Origin of the sequence: Burkholderia reimsis (genome assembly GCF_003294055.1) — a bacterium.
Classification (GTDB): domain Bacteria; phylum Pseudomonadota; class Gammaproteobacteria; order Burkholderiales; family Burkholderiaceae; genus Burkholderia; species Burkholderia cepacia.
Map to the genome: position 1 here is coordinate 32,758 of NZ_QMFZ01000001.1, position 21,854 is coordinate 54,611.

Sequence of the window (21,854 nt, forward strand, 5' to 3'; positions counted from 1 at the left end):
TCCCGCTCGACCCTGTGAGAATGTAAGCGCTATCTTGGCGTGCTTCCGCATTATGTCAGACACATATTCTATCCATATTGTGAGATTTTCATCGACGACGGCCGATCCGGCCATTTTGTCCGCCGCAAATGTAAGCGGTTACATTGCAAGATGAGCGACATCCTTTCACCGCGCATCGCCGTCGTCGGCAGCGTGAACATCGACCTCGTGACGCGCGCGCCGCGCCTGCCGGTGCCGGGCGAGACGCTGCTCGGCACGGATTTCCAGACCGTTCATGGCGGCAAGGGGGCGAACCAGGCGGTCGCGGCCGCGCGGCTGGGCGCGTCGGTCGCGATGATCGGCTGCGTCGGCGACGACGCGTTCGGTGCGCGCCTGCACGATGCGCTGGCGGCCGAACGTATCGACGTGACGCACCTGGGCCGGATCGGCGGCACGGCGACCGGGGTGGCCACGATCACGGTCGGCGCGGGCGGCGCGAACAGCATCGTCGTCGTGCCCGGCGCGAATGCGTGCCTCGACGCCGACCGGATCGACGCGGCGCGCGATGCGATCGCCGAGGCCGCGCTGCTCGTGTGCCAGCTCGAAGTGCCGGTTGCCGCCGTCGCGCGCGCCATTGCCTGTGCATCCGCGCGCCACACCCCGGTGCTGCTCAACCCCGCGCCCGCGCAGCCGCTGTTCGACGCGCTGCTGGCACGGGTCGACTATCTCGTCGTCAACGAAACCGAAGCCGAATCGCTGACCGGCATCGCCGTCGGCGACGACGCATCGGCCGTGCGCGCCGCCGATGCGCTGTGCGCGAAGGGCGTCGGCAACGTGCTGGTGACGCTCGGCGCGCGGGGCGTCTGCTGGCGCGGCGGCGCCGGTAACGGCCGCCTGCGGGCAATGACGGTGGCCGCCGTCGATACGACCGCGGCCGGCGACACGTTCGTCGGCGGGTTCGCGGCCGCCCGCGCGGGCGGCGCGTCGATGGACGACGCGATCGGCTTCGGCCAGCGTGCCGCCGCGATCAGCGTGACGCGCCACGGCGCGCAGACCTCGATTCCGACGCGCGAGGAAGTGGCGCGCTTCGAACCCTGAATGCCGCATCAGACGGACAGGCCGGAACCGGCCGATACCAGTGACATGGAGACAACCGCAATGAACGAAACCTCGACCGTTCCACCCGCACCGCCGCGTATCCGGCGCGGGCAACGCATCGCGCTCGCACTGCTGATGGCGAGCGGCATCGTCAACTACCTCGATCGCGGCACGCTGGCCGTCGCGAGCGCGGCGATCCGCGGCGATCTCGGCTTGTCGCTCGCGCAGATGGGGCTGCTGCTGTCGGCCTTCTCGTGGAGCTATGCGCTGTGCCAGTTTCCGGTCGGCGGGCTCGTCGACCGCATCGGGCCGCGCCGGCTGCTCGGCGTCGGGTTGATCGTCTGGTCGTTCGCGCAGGCGGCGGGCGGCATCGTGTCGACTTTCGGCTGGTTCATCGTCGCGCGCATCGTGCTCGGCATCGGCGAGGCGCCGCAATTCCCGTCGGCCGCGCGGGTGGTGAGCAACTGGTTTCCGCTGCGCGCGCGCGGCACGCCGACCGGGATCTTCAACGCCGCGTCGCCGCTCGGCACCGCGCTCGCGCCGTTGCTGCTGTCGATCCTCGTCGCGTCGTTCGACTGGCGCTGGGCGTTCATTGTGACGGGGGCACTCGGTCTCGTCGTCGCCGTCGTCTGGTTCGCGCTGTATCGCGATCCGGTGCGCGCGCAACTGTCCGCCGCCGAGCGCAACTACCTCGATGCCGACGCGCAAAGCGTAACCGCGACACCGAAACTGACGTTCGTCGAATGGCGCAGCCTGTTCTCGCACGGCACGACCTGGGGGATGCTGGTCGGTTACTTCGGCTCCGTGTACCTGAACTGGGTCTACCTGACCTGGCTGCCGGGCTACCTGACGATGGAGCGGCACATGAGCCTGATCCGGACGGGCTTCGCCGCGTCGGTGCCGTTCCTGTGCGGGTTCGTCGGCTCGCTGGTGGCCGGCTGGGTGTCGGACCTGATTACGCGCCGCAGCCGCTCGCCGGTCGTGAGCCGGCGCAACGCGGTGGTGGTCGCGATGCTCGGGATGGTCGTCTTCACGATCCCGGCCGCGCTCGTGCAGAGCAACACGGTGGCGCTCGCCTGCATCTCGGTCGTGATCTTTCTCGCGAACGCGGCGTCGGCCTGCTCGTGGGCGCTCGCGACGGCGGCCGCGCCGCCGAGCCGCGTCGCATCGCTCGGCGCGATCCAGAATTTCGGCGGCTTCGTCGGCGGCGCGCTTGCACCGATCCTGACGGGCATCATTGCGCAGAAATGGTCGTTCGTGCCGGCGCTGCTGACCGCCGCGGCGATCGCGTTCGCGGGTGCGATCGCCTATCTGCTGCTGGTGCGCAAGCCGATTCCCGAGCAGGCCGCGAACGCCGCGCCCGGGCCGTTGCCCGCGTGAGCCTACCCCCCCGCATTCACTGAAGCAAGGAGAAACAGATGCAACACCCGCAGCAAGCGAACGTGACCATCGAAGGGATCGTCCCGGTGATGCTGACGCCGTTCGACGATGCCGGCGCGATCGACTACGCAGGGCTCGAGCGGCTGATCGAGTGGTATCTCGCGCACGGCGCGGATGCGTTGTTCGCGGTCGCGCAATCGAGCGAGATGCAGTTCCTGAGTCTGGCCGAACGCGCGGAGCTCGCGCGCTTCGTGGTCGAGCGGGTGGCCGGGCGCGTGCCCGTCGTCGCGTCAGGGCACATCAGCGACGATCTCGACGCGCAGGCCGCGGAGCTGTGCGCGGCGGCCGAATCGGGCGCGCAGGGCGTCGTGCTCGTGACCAACCGCCTCGATCCGCAGCGCCAGGGCAGTGCCGCGTTGCTCGACCACCTTCACCGGCTGCTTGCGCGATTGCCGTCGGACCTGCCGCTCGGGCTGTACGAATGTCCGGCGCCTTACCGGCGGCTGCTGTCGGATGACGAACTGCGCGCGTGCATCGACACGGGCCGGTTCGTGATGCTCAAGGACGTGAGCTGCGACCTGGAAACGGTGAAGCGGCGGGTCGCGCTCGCCGAGGGCTCGCCGCTGAAGATCCTCAACGCGAATGCCGCGATCGCGCGGGATGCGATGAAGGCGGGTTCCGCCGGCTTCAACGGCGTGTTCACCAACTTTCATCCGGATCTGTACCGGTGGTTGCGCACGCAAGGGGATGCGCATCCCGAACTGGCCGACGAGCTTTCGACGTTCCTGGTCGTCTCGGCGGTGTCGGAGGCGCTCGGGTACCCGGCGCTCGCGAAGCTCTATCACCAGCGGATCGGCACCTTCGCGTCGATCCGCTGCCGTGCGATCGACTACGACGTGCGTGAACGATTCTGGGCACTCGATGCGGTGCTCGACAAGATCGTGGCCGGCACCGAGCATTTCCGTCGTCGGATCGCTGCGCAATAGGGCGCGTGGTGTGCCGTCCGTGTTCTGCGGTGCGCGACGGCATTGCGGGCCGGGCAGGCGGATGCTCGCGTGTGGGGTTCTCGCGAGGCGCAGGGCGGCGCACGGTGGCTGCAAGCACGGTCGGTTTGTCGCGATGCGTTGCATTGCGTACGCGTCGCGACAAGCGGTGTTGGTGGCGTATCCGCGATCGCCGATGATGTGAACCCGGCGCGTGCCCGGCCCCAACGTGTGGCGCGGCGAATCCATCGGGCGTTTCCGTGCTGTCGAGGGCGGCAAGGGTGCCTGTCGCGGCGGGGCCGCTGCATTCGTCGACGGTCAGGGTCGCCCATCGTCATGAATGACGACGGGCTGTCGATACGGCACCGACGCGCGGTCCCACCTTCATTCGTTCCATCGCACCATCCCGCCCGTGAGCCGTGAGCCGTGAGCCGCGAGCCTCAAGCGCTAGTGCCAGTGCCAGTGCCAGTGCCAGTGCCGGGCCGCATCGAGCCGAGCCGAGCCGAGCCGAGCCAAGCCAAGCCAAGCCAAGCCAAGCCAAGCCAAGCCAAGCCAAGCCAAGCCAAGCCAAGCCAAGCCCCAACCGCGGCGGCGCCGCTCGCTCGGCCGTCCGTCCGACGCGTTGCGTCCCGCGATCAACCGCCGCCGGCCGACCGCTGCATGTTCACGCAGGGCGACAAAAGCACACAAATCTGATCAACGCCCCTCATCGTTTCTTGTAACGATTCGTAATATCGCGCCGCCGAGCGCTTTTCCCGACGAACCGTTGAATCCGCATCCGCTTCCCATGCAACACGTGACGACGACAAGCCAGCCGCCGATCCTGGCGGCACCGGTAGATCCCATGCTGCACGCCGTGATCGATGAGGTCGTCCACCGGAGCGTGTCGGAAGCGACGACGCGCAGCGGCTACATGCGATGTGCCGACTACGCGATCGTCGGCGCGCAGGTGCTGACGCTGCTGACCGGCAAGCCGTACCGGCCGTTCGCGGGTGGCGAGGTGCTGGATTTCGGCGGCGGCAACCTGTATGCGCTATGCACGACGCGCGAGCGGCGCCGCACCGCGCGGCATCTGTCGCAGCTCGCGAGGTATCACTGCTGGATCGAGGCGCGTCACGACGATATCGGCGGCCGTGCGCGCAAGGAAATCGTCGATTTCACGCTGCGCCACGACGAGACCGTGGCGAGCCATCTGGGGATGCCGTACGCGCGCGCGTACCAGGCGTATTTCTGGGGCTGGGACGACGAGCACGCGGTACCGGCCGAACTGCACGATCATCCGGTCTTCGCGAAACAGGGCCCCGTGTGGCGCTGGGCGGAGCGTGAATGCACGTCGCTGCTGCGCGCATACGAGCGCGAACGGCCAGGCTATTTCGGGCGTCAGGTGTCGCGTGCGATCGATTTGTTTGCCGATCGCGTCGAAGGTCTCGGCTGACGGCACGGCCCTTCGGGGTGAACTGCGGGCAAGCAGCCCGCCGGGATGGAGCGCGAACCGGCGGAGGGCGCCCGGCGCGCGCTTGCGCACAGCCGGGTATGAACGATGTTTCCGGGCACGACGCCACGCGCGGTGGCGCGAGCAGGTCGATCCACAGACCGGCGGCCGCCGCCGCGATCATCGGGCGGCCCGGGCGCTCGTCACTTGTTCGCCAGCGTGCCGCTGCTGTTGGCGCCGCCGAACAGCCGCGTCAGGTACTGCGTGTTGGAGTTCATCTTGGCCATCAGCGTGTTGAGCGCCGTGAACTGCGCCTGATACTGCTTGGTCAATTGCGAGGCGTAGTCGGCCAGATCGGTCTGCTGCTGCGTGACGCGCTTCAGGTTGGCAGTCAGCGCGTTCGTGCGCACTTCGATCATCCCGCCTTTCTTCGTGAAGGGCGCGATCTGGTCGGTCAGTTGCTTGCCCATCCCGTTCGTCGAGTTGAACAGGCGCGCGACCCCTGACGGGTTGTTGGACAGCGCACTGTCGAGCTTCGCGCTGTCGGCCTTCAGCGTGCCGTCCTTCTCGAGCGAGATGCCGATCGCCATCAGGTTTGTGTGTCCGTTGCCGTTCTCGTTCGCGACACCGCGCGCGACGATCGACGCGAGCGAGTTGCGGATCGTGTTCAGCGTCGAATCGCCGATCAGTGCACCCTGCGAGCTTGCTCCTTCGGTGTAGCTCGACAGCGCGCCCATCGTCTTGACGACGGTGTTGTAGAGGCTCACGAAGTTCGTGATCGTGGCCGCCTGCGACTTCGTATCGGTGCTCACCGTGAGCGTTTGCGTATCGGTCGCGCTGACCGCGGCCGCCGACAGGTTCAGCGTGACGCCGCTCAGTACGCCCGACACCATGTTGCTCGCGCTGGTCGACGCGATGCCGTTGAGCGTGAACTTCGCGTCCTGCGCGACGGCGCTTTGTCGCCACGCGGCCGCGCTGTTCGCCGATTCGATCTTCGACGCGCCGCCCGTCGTGTCGGCCGTCGACGTGACGCCGAGGTTCGACAGCCCGTTGTCGTTGGCCACGTTGCCGACCGCGACGCTGATCGCGTTCGCCGAGCCCGTCTTCGTCGACGCGAGCACGAGGTGCGCGCCGTCGGTGCCGTTGATCACGGTCGCGCTGATCCCCGGGTTGTTCGCCGCGGAGTTGATCGCGGCCGCGATGCCCGACAGCGTGTTGTTCGTGCCGGTGACGTCGACCTTGAACGACTGGCTGCCGAGCGACAGCGTCAGCGTGCCGGTGCCGAGCGCCTTGCTCCCGTCGAAGCCCGCCGAAGCCAGTGCCTGCGCGGTCGCGGTCTGCGTGACGCCGATCGTATAGGTGCCGGCCACCGCGCCCGCGCCCGCCGTCGCGGTCAGGCCCTTGCCGCTCGCGACCGCGGTGAACGTCGACTGCAGCCCGCCATTCGTCAGTGAGGCGAGGCCCGCCTCGAGCGCACCCAGCGCCGACGACAGCGCGCCGAATGCGGAAATCTGCGTGGTGCCGGTGGTCTGCGACGCGGCGAGCGCCGCGGCCCGGCCGGCGGTTTTCGCGTTCACCAGCGTCTTGACGAGCGTGCCGACGTCCATCGACGGATTCCCGGTCGAGCCGTTGATGATCGATTGCGCCGCCTGTTGCAAGAGGCTGTTCGTGTTCGCGCCGCTGGTCACGGGCGTGTTCGTTGCCATGGGTGGTCTCCGGTTGAATAACGATCCCGTGACGAGCGGCTGCCGGGTCGGCCTGCGGTGCTTCGAAGGCAGGGCGCGTCCGGCGCGACGCGTTCCCGGGGTTCACGGGAGTGTCGGGAAAACGTAAGGACGTGCGCTATCGTATATTTAAATCGGTATTGCTTGGTAATTTTTTGTAATGCATGTCGAGAAAAATGCAGATTGTAACGGGGTGTTTGAGTGAGGGCTAAAGGTTTGCGATCTTTTGCCGTAAACACACCGTCTCGGTTGTATTTATTCAAGCATTTTTCACGGTTTTGAGAGCCGGAAAAGGGCGAGAAGGATTGGTCAATGTTTTGAGCTGGTTCTGCTAAACATCGGATCGATCGACGGTGTGTGTAAGAGGTGTTTCCCGGTCGATTCCGGGCCGAAATCCTTGTCTGACGGACGATACGCGTCACCGGTGATTCCAGCCCGCCTGCCCGTGAAACGTTTTCGCATTGCCGATGTTCGTTTCCGGGCCATGAGCTTTTTTATGCAACGGAATGCCAGGTCGATTGCAATGCCGGGCGAGTTGCGTGAATCAAGTCAGCCTTTGTGAATCGCATATCGAACCCGTCGTTTAATGACAGTCGTGATACGCGGTTGTGACCGATTTACGTCAATTGAGGCCGAAAATATCGATTGAATCAGGTGGCCTGAAATAAGCAGGGTGTTTCCGTGTTCCGGAAACATTGAGCGGGTTGATTTGCGCTGCCTGCCGACCTTTGCCTGTCGGCGTGATTGTCTTCGATTGTCCACTTGAACGAGACAGCGAATCCTTCTTTGACGGATTGATGATTCGTGGCGAGACAGTAGACTGCATCCGTGCTTCGCCAGAACCGATCGGAAGCGCGCCGGGAACGGCGCAACCCGACGGATTCTTCGGCGGCGGGCCTTCCGGCCTGCTGTCCGATCGTGCGAGGAGTGATTCGGCGCCTCCCGGCACCGGATGCATCAAACCGTCAATTCAAGGGTGATATTGCTATGCGTTACGTTTCGCTGGAGTCGAAGAAGGACGAGCTGCTGCTGGCGGCTCGCGTGCTGTTGATGATCCTGTTCGTGCTGTTCGGCTGGCAGAAGCTGAGCGGCTTCTCGGGCACCGTCGCGTACATGGCGTCGACGGGGAACCCGGCGCCCGAACTGGCCGCGGTGATCGCGGTGGCGGTCGAGCTGGTCGGCGGCCTGCTGATCGCGGCCGGCTTCTATACGCGTCCGCTCGCACTGGTGTTCGCCGCCTATACGCTCGCGACCGCGCTGATCGGCCATCGCTACTGGGCGCTGCAGGGGATGGAGCAATACATGGCGATGATCAACTTCTACAAGAACGTGAGCATTATCGGCGGGCTGCTGTTGCTCGCACTGACCGGGCCGGGGCGGTATTCGCTCGACCGGAAGTAACGCGGGGCGGCGTTTCCGTTCGGCTCGGAGCCCGGTGCACGAAAGTGCGCCGGGTTTTGTTTTTGTGGGTGGGGCGTGACGTGTGGCGCGTGCGCGGTGCCGCAGAGCAGTCGGAGTCCATGTGCCGCCGCTCACCGATCGGCACGCAGCGGATATGTTCGAATTCCTGATTGATTCGGGCGGTGTCGATGCTGCCACGATCGCGACGGATTGCTTGTCATTCGTCGCACGATCGCGTGTCCCGGGCATCCGTTGCCGGATCGCCTCCGGGTCAAGGCCCCCGCGATCGAAATGACTGCCTTGCGTTTGCGCGGCATGAGGCGGCGCGCTGGTCATCGGTTTATGCCCGGCATGCAAAAGTTGGGATAGGCTCTCGGAAATCCCCGTTCCCCTTTCACAGATGGCTACCGTGCCGCAATCGACCGTCCTTCTCATCGGCGCCGCCGGCCTCCTCGGCCGCGCGGTTGCCGCGTCCCTGTCCCGCGAGTCTTCGTTAAACCTCGTCGCGACGATCCGCAACCCGCACGGCGCAGGCGCAAAACGCCTTGCGTTGCCGGCGGAAAACCTCGCCGAACTCGACGTCCTCGACCAGCCGGCCCTCGAACACCTCTTCGCCACCCACCAGCCGGCCGCGGTGATCATCTGCGCGGCCGAACGCCGCCCGGACGTCTGCGAACGCGATCCTGACGGCGCACGCGCGATCAACGTCACCGCCCCGGCGCGCATCGGCGCGCTCGCCGCGCGCTACGGCGCATGGACGCTCGGCATCTCCACCGACTACGTCTTCGACGGCAAGGCCGCTCCGTACCGCGAGGACGCCACCCCGAATCCGCTGAACATCTACGGCCGCACGAAGCTGGAAGGCGAGGCGGCGCTCCTCGCCGCGTCGCCGCTGTCGTGCGTGCTGCGCCTGCCGCTGCTGTACGGCCCGATCGTCGACTGGAGCGAATCGGCCGTCACGAGTCTCGTGCCGGCGATCGCCGCGTCCGCTCGGCCGGGCGCCGACGCGGTCGGCATGGACGCCTGGGCGATCCGTTACCCGACGTATACGCCCGACGTCGCGGACGTCATCCGCGACCTGACATTGCGCCATCTCGCGGGTGCGTCGATCACGGGCATCCGTCACTGGTCGGGCGAGGAGCCGATGACGAAGTACGACATTGCGCAGCGGATCGCGGCCGCGCTCGGCATCGAAGCATCGCTCACGCGGATCGACCAGCCGACCGACGCGACGCCGCGTCCGTACGATTGCCATCTGGACGCATCGCGCGTGCGCGCAGCCGGGATCGATCACGCGACGCCTTTCGATATCGCGCTGCGCGCCGTGCTGCGCGATGCGCCGCAGACGCTGTAGGAGCGGGCGCCACGCGCGGCCCCGCGCCGCGTGATCCGCAGCCGTCCACGTCCGTAGCCGTAGCCGCAGCCGCGCGACGGAGGCGGCCCGCGCGCACCGGCCGGCCCATCATCGCCCACCCAGGAGCCCAGCCATGCAACTGAAATGGCTCGAAGACTTCGTCGAACTCGCCCGCACGCGCAGCTTCACCCGCGCGGCAGAGAACCGGTTCGTCACGCATCCGGCGTTCGGCCGCCGCATCCGGTCGCTCGAGGAGTGGGTCGGCACGCGCCTGATCGCGCGCACGAAGCCGCTCGAACTGACGGCGGCGGGCACGGTCTTTCTCGATGCGGCATCGAACGCGCTCGACATCCTGCACGGCGCCCGCACGCAACTCCAGGAAGCGTCGCCGGTGCTGGAGAACAACCTGCGAATCGCGACCGGCCGCACGCTGTCGGCCACCTTCTTCCCCGACTGGTACGACGAGACCGTTGCGCGCGCCGGCTTCTTTACGGCGACCGTGTCGACCGGCAGCGCGGAGGAAGCGATCCTGCAGCTCACGGCCGGCGACGCCGACATGCTGATCGTCTATTCGAGCCCGCATACGCGGCTGCTGATCGATCGCGACCGCTTCGACTGGCTGTCCGTCGCGCGCGAGGTGCTGGTGCCGGTCAGCGCGTTCGATGCGCGCGGCAGCGTGCGCTACCGGCTGCCGGCCGGCCAGGCGCCGGTGCCGTGGCTCGCGTTCGCGCGCACGCTGACCCTGCGCGCGGTGCTGGCGCGTCATCTCGCCGAAATGCCCGGCCGCCCGACGCTGCGGCCCGTGTACCAGGCCGACTCGTATGAAGCGATCCTCGCGATGGCGCGCCGCGGGCTCGGCCTTGCGTGGCTGCCGCAGCGGCTCGTCGCCGACGACGTGCGGCGCGGCGAGCTCGCGATCGTCGGGGGCGCCGACTGGCAGATCGGCTTCGACATTGCGCTGTACCGCCGACGGAACGACCCGCACCCGGTACTGGACGCGATCTGGCGCACCGCGCCGGCCCGCGAAGACGGCGCCGCATAGCTTCCGCGGGCAGCGTCCGCGCGGCTTGCGCGCCGATCGGCACGATTGCGTGCCGAAACGGCACGAACGCCCGCCCCGCGTTGCCTACACTCCGCGCTTGACTGGCCCGAACGGCCGCCGGCAAAGCCGCGCGCCGTCTTTCAAAATCCTGACGGCCAGCATTACCGGAGGAGCAAAGGGATGACCCGCAATACACACGGCGCGACGCCGGTCCCGCACAACCCGTGGCGCGAGATCTGCGCCGCGAGCATCGGCAACGCGCTGGAGTTCTACGATCTGCTGATCTACGGTTACTTCGCGATCGTCATCGGCCAGCTGTTTTTCCCCACGCACGACGCGGCGACTTCGCTGCTGCTGTCGGTCGGCACGTTCGGCATTTCGTTCGTCACGCGTCCGCTCGGTTCGATCGTGCTCGGCAGCTATGCCGACCGCGCGGGCCGCAAGGCATCGCTGACGATGTCGATCGGGCTGATGATGCTCGGCACCGCGATGATCGCGTTCGCGCCGACGTATGCGCAGATCGGCATCGCGTCGCCGTTGCTGATCATCGTCGCGCGGATGCTGCAGGGTTTCTCGACGGGCGGCGAATTCGGCGCGGCGACCGCGTTCATGGTCGAGCAGGCCGACGCGAAGCGCCGCGGTTTCTTCGCGAGCTGGCAGATGTCGACGCAGGGGCTCGCGACGGTGCTCGCGGCCGGCGTATCGGCGCTGCTGAGCCTGCTGCTGACGACCGACCAACTGCACACGTGGGGCTGGCGCGTCGCGTTTTCGGTCGGGCTGCTGATCGGCCCGGTCGGGCTCTACATTCGCCGCAACATCGACGAACCGGCCGATTTCCGCCGGCTGGGCGAGCAAGGGCGCGCGAAGTCGCCGCTGCGCGACGTGTTCGTGCGCGATCGCGCGAACATGCTGCTCGGCGCGGGTGTGGTCGCGACGGCCACGGCCTTCAACTACGTGCACAAGCTGTACATGCCGACGTACGCGGTCAAGCAGCTGCATATCCCGGCCACGTCGTCGTATCTCGGCGCGGTCGTCACGGGCGCGATGCTGATGGTCGCCGCGCCGGTCGTGGGGCATCTGTCGGACCGTTTCGGTCGCATCCGCGTGATGCTGATCGCGCTGATCCTGGTCGGCGTGACGACGTGGCCGCTGTTCGTCATGCTGAACCGCTATCCGACGGTCGAGACGCTGCTCGCGGTCCAGGCGCTGGTCGGCCTGTTGATCGCGGTGAGCCTCGCGCCGCTGCCGGCGTTGCTCGCCGACATCTTCCCGACGAGCACGCGCGGCACGGGCCTCGCGCTGTCGTACAACTTCTCGGTGACGCTGTTCGGCGGCTTCGCGCCGCTGATCGTGACCTGGCTGATCGACGCGACGCACAACAAGCTGGCGCCGAGTTTCTACGTGATGGCGACGGCCGTGCTCGGGATCACGTCGGTGATTTCGCTCGGCCGCCGGATGCGCGGCGCGGCGGCCGCCGCCGCGCCATCGACACGCGCGACCGGGGCGTGATGCGCCGGCCGCCAACCCGATTCCGGCGCAGCCGGCACATTGCCGGTCGTGCCTTTCCCGAACCCTGTTGAGCCTTTCCGACATGACCACGCTTGAAGCCATCCGCGCCGCCTTGCCGGCCTATCCGATCGAAGTGGCCTTCCCCGACATCTCGCGCTGGCGCGCGGGCAATACGGGCATCGACTATCTGCATACGTTCGACAGCGGCCGGCCCGGCAAGCACGTGATGATCCTCGCGCTGACGCACGGCAACGAAGTCAGCGGCGCGATCGCGGTGGACACGTTGCTGGCCGCGGGCCTGCAGCCGGTTGCGGGCCGGCTGTCGCTCGGCTTCGGCAACGTGGGCGCATACGAGCACTTCAGTGCGGAGAACGCCGATGCGACGCGCTACCTCGACGAGGACATGAATCGCGTGTGGACGCCGGCCGCGCTCGACGGCACGCGCGACAGCCGCGAGCTCGCGCGTGCGCGCGCGATGCGTCCGCTGCTCGATACGGTCGACCTGTTGCTCGACATTCATTCGATGCACGAGGCGTCCGCGCCGCTGATGATGACCGGGCCGCTCGAGAAGGCGATCGCGCTGGCGGCCGCAATCGGCACGCCGGAGCACGTGATCATCGACCGCGGCCATGCGAACGGCACGCGGCTGCGCGACTACGGCGGCTTCGGCGACGCGGCGAGCGCGAAGAATGCGCTGCTGATCGAGACGGGCCAGCACTTCGCCGCGAGCGCGCGTGACGTCGCGCTCGACAGCGCGGCGCGCTTCCTGCTGCATGCGGGCGTGGTTGCGCGCGACGACGTCGCGGCCTTCCTCACGCAGGCCGTGCCGGTGCGGCAGAAGTTCGTCGAGATCACGGAGCCGGTCGTCGCGCGTTCGATGGATTTCCGGTTCTCGCAACCGTTCACGGGGCTCGAGGTGATCGGGAAGGCCGGCACCGAAATTGCCCGCGACGGCGACCATGTGATCGTCACGCCGTACGACAACTGCGTGATCGTGCAACCGTCGATGCGGCATCTCGGCGTGAACGTCACGATGATGCGGCTGGGGCGCTTGCTGGATCGGTGACGTCGCCTGTGGCGGACAGCCGGGAGACGGCCCGCCCGGTCGCGCTTCTCAGCCGATGCGTGGTGGGCCATGCCGCATGCGATTCACGCATCGGCGAGGGCGGCGCAGACCGAACAGCCAGGGCGCCCGTGCATCAATGTTCTACGCGTGTCGCTTCGGGTTCCACGCCTTGTGTACGAATTCGAGACGGTTGCCGTCGAAGTCGGCTACGTTGGCGGCGTAGTAGCCGGGGGCGAAGTAGGTACGATCCGCCGGTTTCCCTTCGTCAATGCCGCCGGCCTTGATCGCGGCGGCGTAGGCGGCGTCGACGAGTTCATTGGTATCGCAGACGATCCCGACGTAAAGCCCGGTCTCGCCGGGATGACGTTTGCGCAGCCAGATGCTCGATCCGACTCCCGCTCCCTTGCCGTACACATCGTCGCCGATGCCGTAAAGATCGGGGACGCCTTCCGGGCCCGAAGCGGAGTCGTAGTTGCCGAAAATTCTCCAGCCGAGCGGCTTCAAGGCTTCAGCGTAGAAGGCCAGTGATTTTTCGATGTCGGTGACTGAGATGTAAACGTGGTCGATCATTGGGCGCCTTCAGCGTGGATGGGTACGGTCTGCGCATGGCGATATCCGACAGCCGGGCGTCTGCTCATGGCCGGGCCCCGACGGTCGCCGACGCAGGGATGCCTGATGCTACGGACGTGCAGGCACTTTCACAAGCCGCACATGGAATCACGCGCGAGCCTCGCGCAACGAACCGGGCATCCGGCTCGGCGTGAACGTCGCGATGATGCGATGGAGGTGACAAACGCCGGCCGGCGGCTGATTCCTGACGGCAAGCCGGCCGGCTTCATCGGTACCCGGACGGGAATGGCAGATGGATGAACAGGTCGCGGGCATGCAGGTGCCGTGTCACGCAGTATCGGCACCCCAGCCCGCGGTGGTGCTGGATTCAGACCGTCAATCCAGCACCGGGCTTCACGTATCGATATTCGTCGAGCGCTTCAAGGTCGATTAACGAATCGCAAAGCGGGTCGCCGGCGAACCATTCGCGCAATTATTTCCATAGATAAACAGATTTCTGTTTTCTGAATATGCCTGGTAAATAATCGAATAAACTTCCTTGGCACTGAACGAGTAGACACCGTCGTTGATCGTCACCAGCAGGTTGCCGGTGGTGTCGGTTTCGATCTTGTCGATCTTGCCGGCTTTGCAAAGCGCCTGTGCGGACGCGCACGTGGAGGCGAGCATCAGTGCTGAAAACAGCACGGTTGCAATCTTCTTCATGACTTTCCTTTGGAATTGAATGAAATGATGCGATCTGACGACGTCGGCCACGTCCGGAAAGACATGTCTGTCCTTCCGGATTGCTGATTCGCAAGCGTCTGGAAATCAACGGGGGCCTGGCAAGCTGGAACTTTGCGACAAAGCACGAATGAAAGGATTCGTGCTGCGCCTCCGTTACCTCTTTGATTTTTGAATCGCGGTGTTGCGGCGCACAACACAGACTATTTATTTGGGTTTGAAGGCGCCAATCGAATTAATTTATCGTTAATGGAATTCGATAATTTTTTGTTTGAATTTGATTTAATTGAATTCTGGATGGTGTTGTTTTTGTTTTTTGATTGTTTCGATATTCAAATAATCGGCGACGAATATTGAGGCGATGATCGATGGTGGTGCCGGCGCGGCAGGCGAAGCGCATGGGCGTTCATGGGGGGCGATCGTTCGAGCGCGGGAGGAATCCCTGGCACGAAGCGACTCGTGCCCGAACGGAAAGGCGCTACACTGCGCGGGTTCCCGGGCACACCGGGAGCGCCGGGGCGCCGGACACACGGTTCGCCGACACGCGACGATGGTTTCGCCCGCCCCCCGGCTCATTCGAACAAATCACGAGAGCAAGAGAGGGCCCATGCTGACACGTCTTCGTATCGGACTCGATCGCGCGCGCGACCTGCGCGAAGCGGGACGACCGTCTCCCGTCCACCCGCGGCCGCAGGCGAGCGAACTGGTCGACCTCAGCGCGCAGCGCGCGATGTGGCGCGTCGCCGTTCCGGGCCAGGCCGACTGCTACATGGCGGCGACGCCCGCCGAAACGGAGCGCTACGTCGTGCATCTCGACGCGCAGACGTTCTACGGCCTGTGGCTCGGCACGAGCCCGAGATTCCCGCAGCCGAACTCGCAGGACTGCGTGCCGCGGCGCGTCATGCCGCTCGACAGCAAGTACGCGTCGGCCGCCGCCGCGTTCCGGGCCGGCCGCCTCGAACCGGTGGCACTGCCGCCGGTCGGCTACTGGATCGAGGGAGGCGGGTACGAAGTCGCGATGAGCAACGGCATGACGCGTACCTTCTGGCTGCTCGCCAACCGCGTGCGGTCGTTTCCGGTCAGCGTCGACAACGCGACCTGGGCCACGATGCTGAACAACATGGCCGGCGTCGGCGTCGCGCCGATCGCGTACCGCGAACTGTTTTCCCGGCGCGCGTAGGTCGGTCGTCGCGATCCGGCGGCGCCGGATCGCCCCGGTTTGACACGCCGCGTTCGCGGCCTTTAAAGTCGCATCGCGGGCCGGTGGGTCAAGCTCACGCCCGGAACAGGCAGCCGATGTTCCAGGACTACGGGGCTACCCCGTGGATCAGATCGACATCCCGATGCGTCGCAAGGAGCGCCGTTGCGCGTTGCGCAACGCGACTCCTCGCAGTACCCGTCACGTTGGCTCATCGTCCCGCCCATCCTTTTCCATGTCTTCATCCCTGCGCGATACCACCCGCACGATTGCCGAGGCGATGCTGGCCGGTGCGCCCGAACAGGCCGGCGTCCTGTCCCGGATGGCGGCGGTGCTCGGCGGCGCGCCGCCGTGGACGCACGAAGTCGCGGATGCCGCGCTCGTGCGCTTCGGCGCGCGCTGGGCCGATGTCGACATCGATGCGCTTGCGGCGCACCTCGCCGATGCGCCGCCGTTCGTGCTCGCGTGGTACGGCAGCGACCGGCCCGCCGCGATCCGCGTCGTGAGGCGGCCGCTCGTCCAGCAGCCGTTGCCGGTGCCGCTGGCCGGCTGCGACGTGCCGCAATGGGCGACGCCCGGGGATCTCGCCGACTGGCTCGGCGTGCGCGTGCCGGAACTCGACTGGCTGTCCGACCATTGGCGCGTCGACGCGCGCAGCGGCGCCACGCCGTTGCATCACTACACGTACGTGGCGCACGACAAGCGCAGCGGCGGATGCCGCCTGGTCGAGATCCCGAAGGGCCGGCTGCGCGAAGCGCAGCGCCGCATCCTGCACGGGCTGCTCGACCGCATTGCGCCACACGATGCGGTACATGGTTTTCGCAAGGGGCACGGGATCGTGTCGTTCGCGGCGCCGCATGCCGATCGCGATGTCGTCGTCCGTTTCGACCTCGCGGATTTCTTCGTATCGATACGCGCCGCGCGCATTCACGCGCTGTTCGTCACGCTCGGGTATCCGGCCGAAGTCGCGCGCACGCTCACCGGGCTGTGCACCAACCGCGTACCGTCCGCGCGGCTGCTCGCGCCGGACCTGCGTGACCGGTTCGACTGGATCGGCCGCCAGCGCTATCGCGAACGGCATCTGCCGCAGGGGGCGCCGACGTCGCCGGCGCTGGCGAACCTGAGCGCCTTCCGCTTCGACATGCGGCTCGCCGCGCTCGCGCGTTCGCTCGATGCAACCTACACGCGTTATGCCGACGATCTCGCATTTTCCGGCGGCGGCGCGCTGGCGCGCGACGTCGAGCGGCTGCAGGTGCGCGTTGCCGCGATCGCGCTCGAGGAGGGCTTTGCGCTGCACCTGCGCAAGACGCGCGTGATGCGGCGCGGCATGCGCCAGCAACTCGCCGGCGTGGTCGTCAATCGTCATCCGAACCTGGCGCGCGATGAGTTCGATCTCCTGAAGGCCATCCTGACCAACTGCATCCGGAGCGGGCCGGCGTCGCAGAATCGCGATGCGTGTCCGGACTTCCGCGCGCATCTCGCCGGGCGCGTCGCGCATGCGGCCGCGCTGAACGCGGCGCGCGGCGCGAAGCTGCGCGCGCTGTTCGACAGGATCGCGTGGGACGCCCGCGAAGTCGGTCTGTAAGCGGCCGAAAAGCGACCGACGAGCGACCGAAAAGCGGCCGGGTTCGGATCGACGCCGGCCGACGACTTATGCATCGCGATGCCGTGCACTGCTATCATTCGCGCCATGCCGCGCCAGTGCCTGGTGCGGCGCTTACTTGCCGCAGTCGTTCGCCCGTGCCTTCGTATGCGGCGGGCTGCGCGTTGCCGGGCCGGTTCAGTCTGTCATCGATTGACGCGCGACGTCGTTTAGTGCGTATCGCGCAAGCCACGCCGGCTCAGGCAAACGATACATCTATTTGACAGCACCCATCGGCGGAACTTCGTGGTAGGTTCCGCCATCGGAGCTTTTTGCGAAAACATGCCCACAGAGGATGAATACATGACCCAGGCCCTGCAGGAACTCGAAGCACAACTTCGGGACCTGAATATCAAGCTGTCGGATGCGAAGCAGAAGGAGAAGCAGGCCGCGCTCGCGGCATTCAAGGAACAGGTCGAGCTTTTGGGAATTTCGCAGCAGGAAGTGCTGAGCGCGCTCGGTTATATCGTCCAGCGAAAACGCAAGGCACCTGCCAAGTACTACGATCCGACGACCGGCCGCTCATGGTCGGGCCGCGGCCCGCGGCCGAAATGGCTCGAAGGCAAGGATCTCGAGGCGCTCGCCGTCGACCGCGAGGCCAAGACCTGGTGGCCCGGAGACGACCAGGGCTGAAGCCGGCCAGGCCGCCGGACCATCCGGCGCCCTCCGGCTCGCGCAAGCGGGCCGGCCGGCAACCCGCTCTCCCCACGTAGTCGTTTATCCGGTGTCCGGCCTGGCCGCGACGTCGCCGGCTTCATCGCCGACACCGGCCCGCCGTTTTTCTCTCCCGTTCATGACCCGCAGGTTGCCGCCATGCCGTCCCGCAGGCGGGTGCCGGCGCGTGCGGACCCTCGCCACGGGCCGACCTGCCGGCCCTTCGTTCGCGGGCACAGGCCTTAGAATGTCGCCGGACAATCGTGGCAGGACATCATGGCAGCAAACATGAAATCTCCGACGCTCGGCGGCCCGTCGGCCCCGCGCGTCGAGCAGGCCGGCGCGTACGCGTGGAAAGCGCTGGCCGGATCGGCGATCGGCTATGCGATGGACGGCTTCGACCTGCTGATCCTCGGCTTCATGCTGCCGGCGATCACGGCGGCGCTGCACCTGACACCCGGGCAGGGCGGCGCGCTCGTCACCTGGACGCTGATCGGCGCCGTCGCGGGCGGCATCCTGTTCGGTGCGCTGAGCGACCGCTACGGGCGCGTGCGTGTGCTGACCTGGACGATCCTGCTGTTCGCGGTCTTCACCGGGCTGTGTGCGTTCGCACAGGGCTTCCGGGATCTGCTCGTCTACCGCACCATCGCGGGCATCGGGCTGGGCGGCGAGTTCGGGATCGGCATGGCGCTCGCGGCGGAAGCGTGGCCGGCCAGCAAACGCGCGCGCGTGTCGTGCTACGTCGCGCTCGGCTGGCAGGCCGGCGTGCTGCTGGCCGCCCTGCTGACGCCGTTCCTGCTGCAGCACATCGGCTGGCGCGGGATGTTCCTGGTCGGCGTGCTGCCCGCGCTGCTCGCATGGGCGATGCGCAACAAGCTGCACGAGCCGGAAGCGTTCGTGCAGCGCGCGGCGCAGCCGAAGGCCAACGCGTTCCGCCTGCTCGTCGCGGACGGCCGCACCGCGCGCACGAGCCTCGGCATCGTGATCCTGTGTTCGGTCCAGAATTTCGGCTACTACGGGATCATGATCTGGCTGCCGACCTTCCTGTCGAAACAGATGGGTTTCTCGCTGACGAAGTCGGGGGTGTGGACGGCGGTGACGGTCGTCGGGATGATGATCGGCGTCTGGGTGTTCGGGCAGCTGGCCGACCGCATCGGGCGCAAGCCGACGTTCCTGCTGTACCAGCTCGGCGCGGTGGCGACGGTCATCGCGTATGCGCAGCTGTCGGACCCCACGGCGATGCTGTGGGCCGGCGCGCTGATGGGCATGTTCGTCAACGGGATGGTCGGTGGCTACGGGACGCTGATGTCGGAGGGTTATCCGACGGCCGCACGCGCAACCGCGCAGAACGTGCTGTGGAACATCGGCCGCGCGGTGGGCGGCTTCGGCCCGGTCGCGGTCGGCGCGCTTGCCGCGCACTATTCGTTCCAGACGGCCATCGCGATGCTTGCCGGCCTCTACGTGCTCGACATGGTCGCGACGCTGTTCCTGATTCCCGAGCTCAAGGGCGTCGAGCTCGAATGAGCGCGGCGAGCGCGCGCAATCCAACCACTTCTCCGGAAACCACGATGCAGCAGAAGAACAGGACGATCGGCGTGATGGGCTCGGGCAAGGAGCCGTGGCTCGCGTTTTCGGAGCCGCTCGGCGCATGGCTCGCGCAGGCCGGTTTCAACCTGCTGACGGGCGGCGGGCAGGGCGTGATGCTGGCGGTCGCGCGGGCGTTCGCCGGCGTGCCCGGGCGGGCCGGGCGATCGATCGGCATCCTGCCGACGCAGGCCGATCCGCTCGCGGGCTTCGTGCCGCTCGACGGCTATCCGCATCCGTTCGTCGACATCCCGATCCTCACGCCGCTGCCGCGCCGCGAGCCGGATGCCGAGCCGCACACGATCAACCGCAACTACGTGAACGTGCTGAGCAGCGACCTGATCGTCGCGCTGCCGGGCGGGCACGGCACGGCCGAGGAGATTGCGCTCGCGCGGCGCTGGCGCAAACCGCTCGTCTGCTTCGGGCCGGAGGGTGCGTTTCGCGTGCTCGCGGCGGGCGCCACGTGCACGTCGTCGCTCGACGACGTGATCCGGTTCGTGGAAGACGCGTTTTCGGCGGAGCAGGTGTCGCGATAGCGCATCGAACGGCGTCGAGCGCATTCGTCTCGACGTCCGCGCGACGCGGCCGGTTCCTGCTGTCGCCGGCCCGTCCGGCAGGTCGGGCGACGTCGCGTATGGGTCGAACGTCTGCCGCAATGACGCGAGCACGTGCGCGTCGGCGCCGTATGCAATTCCGTCCGGACGGCCGGAAGCGCGGCACCGGATCGGGTCGCGTCACGTCACGCGGCCATGCTCAGCGCCCCGTCTTCAACTGCGCCCACAGCCGGTTCTGCAGCCGGCGAATCTCGGGCGGCATCGGCTTGAGCAGCGTCATCCTGCTCAGTACCTCGTCGGCCGGATACACCGACGGGTCGCGCGCGATCGCGGGCTTCACGTACTGGCGCGCGGCCTTGTTCGCGGTCGGATAGAACACCGCGTTGGTGATGCCGGCGTTGACCTTCGGATCCTGCAGGTAGTTGATCCACTTCAGCGCGGCGTCGCGGTTCGGCGCATCCTTCGGGATCACCATCATGTCGAACCACAGCAGCCCGCCTTCCTTCGGGTTCGCGAAGCGGATCTCATACGGGCGCTTCGCTTCGGCGGCGCGGCGGTGCGCAATGCCGACGTCGCCCGAATAGCCGAACGACACGCACAGGTCGTTGTTCGCGAGATCGTTGATATAGCCCGACGAGTTGAACTGCGTGATGTACGGGCGCACCTTCTTCAGCACCTCGTACGCCGCGCGGTAGTCGGCCGGGTTCGTGCTGTTCGGGTCCTTGCCCATGTACTGCAGCGTGGCCGCGAACACGTCGACGGCCTGGTCGAGGAACGACACGCCGCAGCTCTTGAGCTTCGCCATGTTGGCCGGATCGAACACCAGCGCCCAGCTGTCGACCGGCGCCTTGTCGCCGAGCGCTTTCTTCACGGCCTGCACGTTGTAGCCGATGCCGTCGGTGCCGTAGGCCCATGGCACGCCGTACTGGTTGCCCGGATCGGCGTCGGCGACCATCTTCATCAGCAGCGGATCGAGGTTCGACAGGTTCGGCAGCTTCGACTTGTCGAGCGGCTGGTAGACGCTCGCCTGAATCTGCTTGGCCATGTAGTTCGACGTCGGCACGACGATGTCGTAGCCGGAATTCCCCGACATCAGTTTCGCCTGCAGCGTGTCGTCGCTGTCGTAGTTGTCGTAGCGGACGTGGAGGCCCGTCTGCTTCTGGAAGTTCGGGACCGTGTCCGGTGCGATGTAGTCGGACCAGTTGTAGATGTTCAGTTCACCGGCCGCGTGGGCGGTCGTGCCGGCGGACACGGCGGCCGACAGGGTGGCGGCGGTTGCAATGCTGCGGGCAAGCGTGCGGATTCGCATGACGAAGTCTTCCATTTTCAGCGCGCGTGTCGATCCGCGATGCGCGGGCCGGTACGCGACGGTTCATCGGATGAAGCGGGCGTGCGCGAGCACCGCTCGCGGTGAGCGAGCGTGGTGCACGACGATCAGGAGTCCGTTCGATTGCGGGCCGGCTCGCACGGAAACGAAGCGCGAGCGGATTCCGTCACCGGTCGGGCGACACGGCGGGCAGGTCGAACGGATGCAGGGAAAGGGGTGAAGCGCTAAGGCAGCAGCGAGGCCACGTCGTCGGTATGGATCGCGACGTACGCACGTGCGGCGACGGCGTTGTGGCGGCGAACGGAGCGGCAGGACAGGATGGTGTAGATCGACAGATGCAGGCGAGGACTTTGCCAGCCGTCACCACGGTTGTCGGTGGACGCGATCGCGGCGCGCAGGTTTCGCGCATCGCCTCGTCTCCACCGCACCAGCGGGCCACGGAATCTCACGTTTACTCTCGACCGGGTTGTTGAAAGTATTGAACACCTGACGATTCGCCAGCGACTGCCGTTTCAGGCCGCGGTCATCGAATTTGCCGCGATGCGTCATCGGTTTCGAGACGCGAACTGAAAGCTTGGCGGACCGCTGGATCGCCGAAACATGACGCTTCCGTGAATCATCAGGGAAATCGCTGTAA

20 protein-coding genes are annotated in these 21,854 nt (G+C 66.7%); 15 read left to right on the plus strand and 5 right to left on the minus strand.

Features of this window, described 5'->3' with window-relative positions:
• Positions 1-150: 150 nt before the first annotated feature.
• From rbsK to DPV79_RS00190, 4 genes are all read left to right on the plus strand, one after another.
• Positions 151-1,077: a ribokinase gene (gene rbsK, locus DPV79_RS00170; RefSeq protein WP_113044440.1), complete on the plus strand. Its 927-nt coding sequence runs from the start codon at positions 151-153 to the stop codon at positions 1,075-1,077.
• Between the two features lie 60 nt (positions 1,078-1,137).
• Positions 1,138-2,457 carry an MFS transporter gene (locus DPV79_RS00175; protein WP_113044700.1) on the plus strand — a complete coding sequence of 440 codons (1,320 nt, stop codon included), beginning with the start codon at positions 1,138-1,140 and terminating at the stop codon, positions 2,455-2,457.
• 38 nt (positions 2,458-2,495) lie between these two features.
• Entirely contained in the window at positions 2,496-3,443 is a 948-nt protein-coding gene (locus tag DPV79_RS00180) for a dihydrodipicolinate synthase family protein (RefSeq protein WP_059492515.1), read from the plus strand.
• Positions 3,444-4,227: 784 nt separating this feature from the next.
• Positions 4,228-4,875 carry a hypothetical protein gene (locus tag DPV79_RS00190; RefSeq protein ID WP_048029150.1) on the plus strand — a complete coding sequence of 216 codons (648 nt, stop codon included), beginning with the start codon at positions 4,228-4,230 and terminating at the stop codon, positions 4,873-4,875.
• A gap of 200 nt (positions 4,876-5,075) precedes the next feature.
• Here the strand turns inward: DPV79_RS00190 and fliD are convergent, their stop codons facing one another.
• Positions 5,076-6,578 carry a flagellar filament capping protein FliD gene (fliD, locus tag DPV79_RS00195; protein ID WP_113044442.1) on the minus strand — a complete coding sequence of 501 codons (1,503 nt, stop codon included), beginning with the start codon at positions 6,576-6,578 and terminating at the stop codon, positions 5,076-5,078.
• 1,005 nt (positions 6,579-7,583) lie between these two features.
• Between fliD and DPV79_RS00200 the strand changes: the two genes are divergently transcribed.
• From DPV79_RS00200 to DPV79_RS00220, 5 genes are all read left to right on the plus strand, one after another.
• Positions 7,584-7,997 (plus strand): DoxX family protein, encoded by a 414-nt coding sequence (locus DPV79_RS00200; protein ID WP_021160104.1) that lies wholly within the window; start codon positions 7,584-7,586, stop codon positions 7,995-7,997.
• 400 nt (positions 7,998-8,397) lie between these two features.
• Positions 8,398-9,351 carry a dTDP-4-dehydrorhamnose reductase family protein gene (locus DPV79_RS00205; protein WP_113044443.1) on the plus strand — a complete coding sequence of 318 codons (954 nt, stop codon included), beginning with the start codon at positions 8,398-8,400 and terminating at the stop codon, positions 9,349-9,351.
• A 133-nt stretch (positions 9,352-9,484) separates the two neighbouring features.
• Entirely contained in the window at positions 9,485-10,393 is a 909-nt protein-coding gene (locus DPV79_RS00210) for a LysR family transcriptional regulator (RefSeq protein WP_113044444.1), read from the plus strand.
• Positions 10,394-10,573: 180 nt separating this feature from the next.
• Complete coding sequence (locus DPV79_RS00215) at positions 10,574-11,902, plus strand: MFS transporter (RefSeq protein WP_113044445.1); 1,329 nt, start codon at positions 10,574-10,576, stop codon at positions 11,900-11,902.
• A gap of 82 nt (positions 11,903-11,984) precedes the next feature.
• Positions 11,985-12,968 (plus strand): M14 family metallopeptidase, encoded by a 984-nt coding sequence (locus DPV79_RS00220; RefSeq protein ID WP_059489286.1) that lies wholly within the window; start codon positions 11,985-11,987, stop codon positions 12,966-12,968.
• Between the two features lie 141 nt (positions 12,969-13,109).
• Here the strand turns inward: DPV79_RS00220 and DPV79_RS00225 are convergent, their stop codons facing one another.
• Positions 13,110-13,538 carry a VOC family protein gene (locus tag DPV79_RS00225; protein ID WP_021160115.1) on the minus strand — a complete coding sequence of 143 codons (429 nt, stop codon included), beginning with the start codon at positions 13,536-13,538 and terminating at the stop codon, positions 13,110-13,112.
• 292 nt (positions 13,539-13,830) lie between these two features.
• On the opposite strand from DPV79_RS00225, the gene DPV79_RS42445 reads away from it, so the two are divergent.
• Positions 13,831-13,971, plus strand: a complete 141-nt coding sequence (locus DPV79_RS42445) for a hypothetical protein (RefSeq protein ID WP_155644118.1) — start codon at positions 13,831-13,833, stop codon at positions 13,969-13,971.
• Here DPV79_RS42445 and DPV79_RS00230 read toward each other — a convergent pair.
• On the minus strand, positions 13,968-14,240 hold the full coding sequence (locus DPV79_RS00230; RefSeq protein ID WP_021160117.1) for a type 2 periplasmic-binding domain-containing protein: 273 nt from the start codon (positions 14,238-14,240) through the stop codon (positions 13,968-13,970). The two genes, DPV79_RS42445 and DPV79_RS00230, sit on opposite strands and share 4 nt — an antisense overlap.
• A 625-nt stretch (positions 14,241-14,865) precedes the next feature.
• Here DPV79_RS00230 and DPV79_RS00235 point away from each other — a divergent pair.
• From DPV79_RS00235 to DPV79_RS00260, 5 genes are all read left to right on the plus strand, one after another.
• Positions 14,866-15,438: a plasmid fertility inhibition factor family protein gene (locus DPV79_RS00235; RefSeq protein ID WP_027792134.1), complete on the plus strand. Its 573-nt coding sequence runs from the start codon at positions 14,866-14,868 to the stop codon at positions 15,436-15,438.
• A gap of 253 nt (positions 15,439-15,691) precedes the next feature.
• Positions 15,692-17,041: a reverse transcriptase family protein gene (locus DPV79_RS00240; protein WP_113044446.1), complete on the plus strand. Its 1,350-nt coding sequence runs from the start codon at positions 15,692-15,694 to the stop codon at positions 17,039-17,041.
• Between the two features lie 360 nt (positions 17,042-17,401).
• Positions 17,402-17,731 carry an H-NS histone family protein gene (locus DPV79_RS00250; protein ID WP_048029133.1) on the plus strand — a complete coding sequence of 110 codons (330 nt, stop codon included), beginning with the start codon at positions 17,402-17,404 and terminating at the stop codon, positions 17,729-17,731.
• Positions 17,732-18,028: 297 nt separating this feature from the next.
• A complete protein-coding gene (locus DPV79_RS00255; protein ID WP_113044447.1) occupies positions 18,029-19,276 on the plus strand; it encodes an MFS transporter in 1,248 nt (415 codons plus the stop codon).
• Positions 19,273-19,872: an SLOG cluster 4 domain-containing protein gene (locus DPV79_RS00260; protein ID WP_113044448.1), complete on the plus strand. Its 600-nt coding sequence runs from the start codon at positions 19,273-19,275 to the stop codon at positions 19,870-19,872. Before DPV79_RS00255 ends, DPV79_RS00260 begins: the two co-directional genes overlap by 4 nt.
• Before the next feature lie 217 nt (positions 19,873-20,089).
• On the opposite strand, the gene DPV79_RS00265 is transcribed toward DPV79_RS00260, so the two are convergent.
• Both DPV79_RS00265 and DPV79_RS00270 read right to left on the minus strand, forming a co-directional pair.
• Positions 20,090-21,199: a polyamine ABC transporter substrate-binding protein gene (locus DPV79_RS00265; protein ID WP_113044701.1), complete on the minus strand. Its 1,110-nt coding sequence runs from the start codon at positions 21,197-21,199 to the stop codon at positions 20,090-20,092.
• Positions 21,200-21,441: 242 nt separating this feature from the next.
• Positions 21,442-21,666: a hypothetical protein gene (locus tag DPV79_RS00270; protein ID WP_113044449.1), complete on the minus strand. Its 225-nt coding sequence runs from the start codon at positions 21,664-21,666 to the stop codon at positions 21,442-21,444.
• Positions 21,667-21,854 lie beyond the last annotated feature (188 nt).

Bases quoted from the DNA above. Each gene is read 5' to 3' on its own strand.
- DPV79_RS00235 (WP_027792134.1), top strand. From the start codon at position 14,866: ATGCTGACACGTCTTCGTATCGGACTCGATCGCGCGCGCGACCTGCGC.
- fliD (WP_113044442.1), bottom strand. From the start codon at position 6,578: ATGGCAACGAACACGCCCGTGACCAGCGGCGCGAACACGAACAGCCTC.
- rbsK (WP_113044440.1), top strand. From the start codon at position 151: ATGAGCGACATCCTTTCACCGCGCATCGCCGTCGTCGGCAGCGTGAAC.
- DPV79_RS00250 (WP_048029133.1), top strand. From the start codon at position 17,402: ATGACCCAGGCCCTGCAGGAACTCGAAGCACAACTTCGGGACCTGAAT.
- DPV79_RS00205 (WP_113044443.1), top strand. From the start codon at position 8,398: ATGGCTACCGTGCCGCAATCGACCGTCCTTCTCATCGGCGCCGCCGGC.
- DPV79_RS00260 (WP_113044448.1), top strand. From the start codon at position 19,273: ATGAGCGCGGCGAGCGCGCGCAATCCAACCACTTCTCCGGAAACCACG.
- DPV79_RS00180 (WP_059492515.1), top strand. From the start codon at position 2,496: ATGCAACACCCGCAGCAAGCGAACGTGACCATCGAAGGGATCGTCCCG.
- DPV79_RS00215 (WP_113044445.1), top strand. From the start codon at position 10,574: ATGACCCGCAATACACACGGCGCGACGCCGGTCCCGCACAACCCGTGG.
- DPV79_RS00230 (WP_021160117.1), bottom strand. From the start codon at position 14,240: ATGAAGAAGATTGCAACCGTGCTGTTTTCAGCACTGATGCTCGCCTCC.
- DPV79_RS00200 (WP_021160104.1), top strand. From the start codon at position 7,584: ATGCGTTACGTTTCGCTGGAGTCGAAGAAGGACGAGCTGCTGCTGGCG.
- DPV79_RS00210 (WP_113044444.1), top strand. From the start codon at position 9,485: ATGCAACTGAAATGGCTCGAAGACTTCGTCGAACTCGCCCGCACGCGC.
- DPV79_RS00220 (WP_059489286.1), top strand. From the start codon at position 11,985: ATGACCACGCTTGAAGCCATCCGCGCCGCCTTGCCGGCCTATCCGATC.
- DPV79_RS42445 (WP_155644118.1), top strand. From the start codon at position 13,831: ATGGATGAACAGGTCGCGGGCATGCAGGTGCCGTGTCACGCAGTATCG.
- DPV79_RS00240 (WP_113044446.1), top strand. From the start codon at position 15,692: ATGTCTTCATCCCTGCGCGATACCACCCGCACGATTGCCGAGGCGATG.
- DPV79_RS00190 (WP_048029150.1), top strand. From the start codon at position 4,228: ATGCAACACGTGACGACGACAAGCCAGCCGCCGATCCTGGCGGCACCG.
- DPV79_RS00175 (WP_113044700.1), top strand. From the start codon at position 1,138: ATGAACGAAACCTCGACCGTTCCACCCGCACCGCCGCGTATCCGGCGC.
- DPV79_RS00255 (WP_113044447.1), top strand. From the start codon at position 18,029: ATGGCAGCAAACATGAAATCTCCGACGCTCGGCGGCCCGTCGGCCCCG.
- DPV79_RS00225 (WP_021160115.1), bottom strand. From the start codon at position 13,538: ATGATCGACCACGTTTACATCTCAGTCACCGACATCGAAAAATCACTG.
- DPV79_RS00265 (WP_113044701.1), bottom strand. From the start codon at position 21,199: ATGCGAATCCGCACGCTTGCCCGCAGCATTGCAACCGCCGCCACCCTG.